Raw genomic sequence first — 2922 nt, 5'->3', positions numbered from 1 at the left:
ACGGGCCATGCGACGCATTGGAGGGGGAACGGATTATGACGGATTCCACCCAGGACGAAGGCGCGTGGGAGGAAGGCCCGACCACGCTGGATGCGGCCGCCGACTATGCTCACCATATCCGCGAGCGGCTGAATGCCCTGCCGGTGGCGGACGACGGCAGGGCGGACCTCGACGAGGCCCTGCGGCTGCTCGACGTCCTCGAGGGCTACCTGCAGCTGCTCCAGCGCCAGACCGGCTAGCGCGGGGGTTAACGGTCGTCTGGCCCGCGCATGTCCATGGGCGGGTCGATCGGCGGCGGCCCGACCTTGGACTGTGCGTAGATCTGCCGGACGATGTACCACACGCCGATGACGAAGGCGACGAGCGCGGCGATCCCCGGCCAGCCGTAGTCGGTCTCCATCGGCAGCGCGGGGCGCAGCGGGAAGACGTAGAACAGCCACAGGGCGGCGCCGATGCCGAACCAGCGGCCGGCGAAATCGCCGCAGTGGTCGCGGCACCAGCGCCGTCGTGCGGCGAGCGTAGCGGGGTCGTCGGGTACCGGCATGCGTGCGAGGTGCCAGCCGGCGAACAGCCAGCTTGCCAGGCGTTGACGGTGGGTCATGGCGGCCTCCCTGTCATCCCGGCGGCGCAGTCTGCCGCCCGTGCATGGTCGCGGCGCAGCGGCCCGGAGCGCCCACTATACTCCAGCAGGGACAGTCTGGCCGAGTCCCGCAGGACTGCAATCTCTGCCGGCACAGACGACGTGCCACGGGAGGCCGTATGACGACGATCCGCAGTGTCATCACCACCCTTGCGCTCGCCGCCGCGTGCCTGCCGGCCGTCGCGGTGGCCGACATCGTCGGCGAGGACGTTTCCTACCGTTCCGGCGATACGCGCTTCGAGGGCTACTATGCCCGCAATACGGCGTTGCCGGGGCCCCAGCCCGTCGTGCTGATCATTCACGACTGGGACGGGCTCGACGACTACGAGCGCACCCGGGCGCGGATGCTTGCCCGGGCAGGCTACGCGGCGTTCGCCGCGGATCTCTACGGTGCCGGTGTACGCCCGCAAACGGTGGAGGACGCGCGCGCCCGGAGCGGCGAGCTCTACGGTGACCGCGCCCTGATGCGCACGCGCGTGAATGCGGCCGTGAATGCCCTGCGCGGTCTGGAGGGCGTGGATCCGGAACGGGCCGTCGCCATCGGTTACTGCTTTGGCGGCTCGGCGGTGCTGGAACTCGCACGCAGCGGGGCAGACATGCAGGGATTCGTGACTTTCCACGGTGGTCTAGGCACGCCGGAGGGCCAGGATTACGCCGATGTTCGCGCCCCGGTGCTGATCCTGCACGGCTCCGCCGACCGGGCCTCGCCGATGAGCGACGTCGCTGCGCTGGCCGGCGCCCTGGACGCCGCGGGGGTCCCGCACCGGATGGAGATCTATGGCGGCGCCCCGCACGCCTTTACGGTCTGGTCCGGCGAGCGTTACCGGCCGGAGGCGGACATGGCGTCATGGGATGCCCTCCAGGGCTTCCTCGCCGAGCGGCTGGGGAGGCCGTGAACGCCGTGACCCTGACCCCGGTAGGCCATATCCGCGGCGACTTCGCGGAGAAATTCGGCACGCCTCGCCAGCCCGGCCTGGTGCCCTCGGCGAGGGCGTTCATCGAGCTCGAGCCGCCCTACGACGATCCCCAGGCCCTGCGCGGTCTGGAGGCCTGCAGCCACGTCTGGGTGATCTTCGGCTTCCATCTCAACCCGCTGCGGGAATGGTCGCCGACGGTGCGCCCGCCTCGGCTCGGCGGTAACCGCCGGCTCGGGGTCTTTGCCACCCGCTCGCCGTTTCGGCCCAACGGGCTGGGGCTGTCGGTGGTCACTCTGGATCGCGTGGTGGATATGCCCGGACGGCGCGGGCTTGCCATCGCGGGGCATGACCTCGTCGACGGCACGCCGGTCTACGATATCAAACCCTATATCCCTTACAGCGACGCCATCCCGGAGGCGTGTCCGCCGGTGCGCTTCGACGAGGCACCGGCGCCGATGCCGGTGCACTTCGCCGCCGAGGCGGAAGCGGCGCTTGCGGCGGCCCCGGCCGGCCTGCGGCGGCTTATCGCCGAGACCCTGGCGCTCGATCCCCGGCCGGCCTATCGGCGTGGCGAGCAGAACCGCGTCCATGGCGTGACCCTGGCCGGTCACAACGTGCTCTGGACGGTTCAGGGCGGGACCCTGGTGGTGCTGTCGCTGGAGATCTCAGCGCCGCCGTCCGACACCGGTGACGCGCAGCACGGAGGCGGTGAGTAGCACGGCGCCTGCCATGCCCCACGGGCCGAGGGCCTCGCCGAGCAGGGCCCAGGCAAGCACGGCCACGACAAGTGGCTCCAGGGTGACGATGATGGTCGAGGCGGTGGCCGGCGTGACGCGCATCCCCTGAAAGAAGGCGATGTAGCCGACGAACGTCGGGACCAGGGTGATGTAGACCACCGCAGCGAGACCGGTGACGGTCAGTGGTGCCGCGGCGGAGGCGCTCCATGCCGCCGCCGGAGCGAGGGCGATGCCGCCGACGGCGAAACCGAAGCATGCGCTCTGCAGGGGGTGGCAGTAGTGGCCGGCCCGGCGTGAGAGCAGTGTGAAAAGTGCGTAGACCAGTCCCGCCGCGAGCGACGCGGCCACGCCCCACCAGAGCATCGGACCGGCGGTGATGGTCTCGCCAAAGGCGACCACGAGGACGGTGCCGGTGATCGCCCCGACCATACCCTCCGCAGTGCGCCGGGTCAGCGGCTCGCCCAGCACGACGCCGGCGAGCACGGCGGTAATGACCGGCGCGGAGCACAGCGTCACCAGGGTCGCGAGGCCGGCGCCGACCCAGCTCACGGCGGTGAGATACAGGCCCTGGTAGGCGGCCTGTGCCAGACCCAGGCCGGTGATGAACGGCCACGCCGTGCGTGCCGGT

The 2922-nt window shown here is 70.8% G+C and carries 5 protein-coding genes; 3 read left to right on the top strand and 2 right to left on the bottom strand.

The features are described from left to right. Positions 1–35: 35 nt before the first annotated feature. Positions 36–239 carry a hypothetical protein gene (locus G7A99_RS06125; protein ID WP_018717129.1) on the top strand — a complete coding sequence of 68 codons (204 nt, stop codon included), beginning with the start codon at positions 36–38 and terminating at the stop codon, positions 237–239. Positions 240–247: 8 nt separating this feature from the next. Here G7A99_RS06125 and G7A99_RS06120 read toward each other — a convergent pair whose 3' ends face one another. Beyond that, positions 248–601 (bottom strand): hypothetical protein, encoded by a 354-nt coding sequence (locus G7A99_RS06120; RefSeq protein ID WP_018717128.1) that lies wholly within the window; start codon positions 599–601, stop codon positions 248–250. Between the two features lie 158 nt (positions 602–759). Here G7A99_RS06120 and G7A99_RS06115 point away from each other — a divergent pair, with 158 nt between their 5' ends. After that, positions 760–1536: a dienelactone hydrolase family protein gene (locus tag G7A99_RS06115; RefSeq protein WP_018717127.1), complete on the top strand. Its 777-nt coding sequence runs from the start codon at positions 760–762 to the stop codon at positions 1534–1536. Further along, the gene (tsaA, locus tag G7A99_RS06110) at positions 1533–2273 is read left to right on the top strand and encodes a tRNA (N6-threonylcarbamoyladenosine(37)-N6)-methyltransferase TrmO (RefSeq protein WP_018717126.1); all 741 of its coding nucleotides are present in this window, start codon (positions 1533–1535) and stop codon (positions 2271–2273) included. The genes G7A99_RS06115 and tsaA overlap by 4 nt, the downstream gene beginning before the upstream one ends. Here tsaA and G7A99_RS06105 read toward each other — a convergent pair. Next, the coding region (locus G7A99_RS06105; RefSeq protein WP_163139206.1) for a DMT family transporter at positions 2223–2922 on the bottom strand (700 nt) is incomplete at its 5' end. The genes tsaA and G7A99_RS06105 overlap by 51 nt on opposite strands.

This window comes from Arhodomonas sp. KWT, from assembly GCF_010993615.1.
The sequence above is the reverse complement of the archived record's forward strand: the minus strand, read 5'-3'. Positions and strand labels throughout refer to the sequence as shown.